Source organism: Aliiglaciecola litoralis (assembly GCF_039523355.1).
Lineage (GTDB): Bacteria > Pseudomonadota > Gammaproteobacteria > Enterobacterales > Alteromonadaceae > Aliiglaciecola > Aliiglaciecola litoralis.
The window spans coordinates 1-1,111 of record NZ_BAAAFD010000042.1; the positions used below are offsets into that span (position 1 = coordinate 1).

Annotated in this window: 1 protein-coding gene; it reads right to left on the reverse strand. The window is 45.5% G+C overall.

All coding sequences use genetic code 11. The annotated features are described in order from the left end of the window. Nucleotides 1–58: 58 nt before the first annotated feature. Nucleotides 59–1,111, reverse strand: a 1,053-nt coding sequence (gene tuf, locus ABD036_RS19080; protein ID WP_343862788.1) for an elongation factor Tu, incomplete at its 5' end; no start/stop codon positions are given.

Genomic DNA, 1,111 nt, shown 5'->3' on the forward strand with positions numbered 1-1,111 from the left:
GTTGGCGCATAAAAAAAGCTGCACTAGGCAGCTTTTTAAATTCTATTTGGAGTCTGGCTTATGCAATAATTTTTGCAACAACACCAGCGCCAACAGTTCTGCCACCTTCGCGGATTGCGAAACGTAGACCTTCGTCCATCGCAATCGGGGCAATCAACTCTACTTTGAATTTCAAGTTGTCACCAGGCATTACCATTTCTACGCCTTCAGGAAGCTCTACAGCACCTGTTACGTCAGTTGTACGGAAGTAGAACTGTGGACGATAGCCTTTGAAGAATGGAGTATGACGGCCACCTTCATCTTTAGACAATACATACACTTCTGCTTCGAATTGTGTGTGTGGGTTGATTGAACCAGGCTTAGCCAATACTTGACCACGCTCTACGTCATCACGCTTAGTACCACGTAGTAGTACACCAACGTTCTCACCTGCACGACCTTCGTCAAGCAACTTACGGAACATCTCAACACCAGTACAAGTCGTCTTAGTCGTATCTTTGATACCAACGATTTCTACTTCTTCACCAACCTTAACGATACCTTGCTCAACACGACCGGTTACTACTGTACCACGACCTGAAATTGAGAATACATCTTCGATTGGAAGAATGAATGGCTTGTCGATTGCACGCTCTGGATCAGGAATATAAGTATCAAGCGCTTCTGCTAGCTCAACAATTTTACCTTCCCATGCTGCATCGCCTTCCAACGCTTTAAGCGCTGAACCTTGAATTACTGGTAAGTCGTCACCTGGGAATTCGTATTCAGTTAGAAGTTCACGAACTTCCATCTCTACTAGTTCCAACAACTCTTCGTCGTCAACCATGTCACATTTGTTCATGAATACGATCATGTAAGGTACGCCAACCTGACGGCCTAACAAGATGTGCTCACGTGTTTGTGGCATAGGACCATCTGTTGCAGCAACAACCAAAATCGCGCCGTCCATTTGAGCAGCACCCGTGATCATGTTTTTCACATAATCGGCGTGTCCAGGACAATCTACGTGTGCGTAGTGACGGTTAGGTGTGTCATATTCAACGTGAGACGTTGAAATTGTGATACCACGCTCACGCTCTTCTGGAGCGTTATCGATTTGGTCAAACGCTGA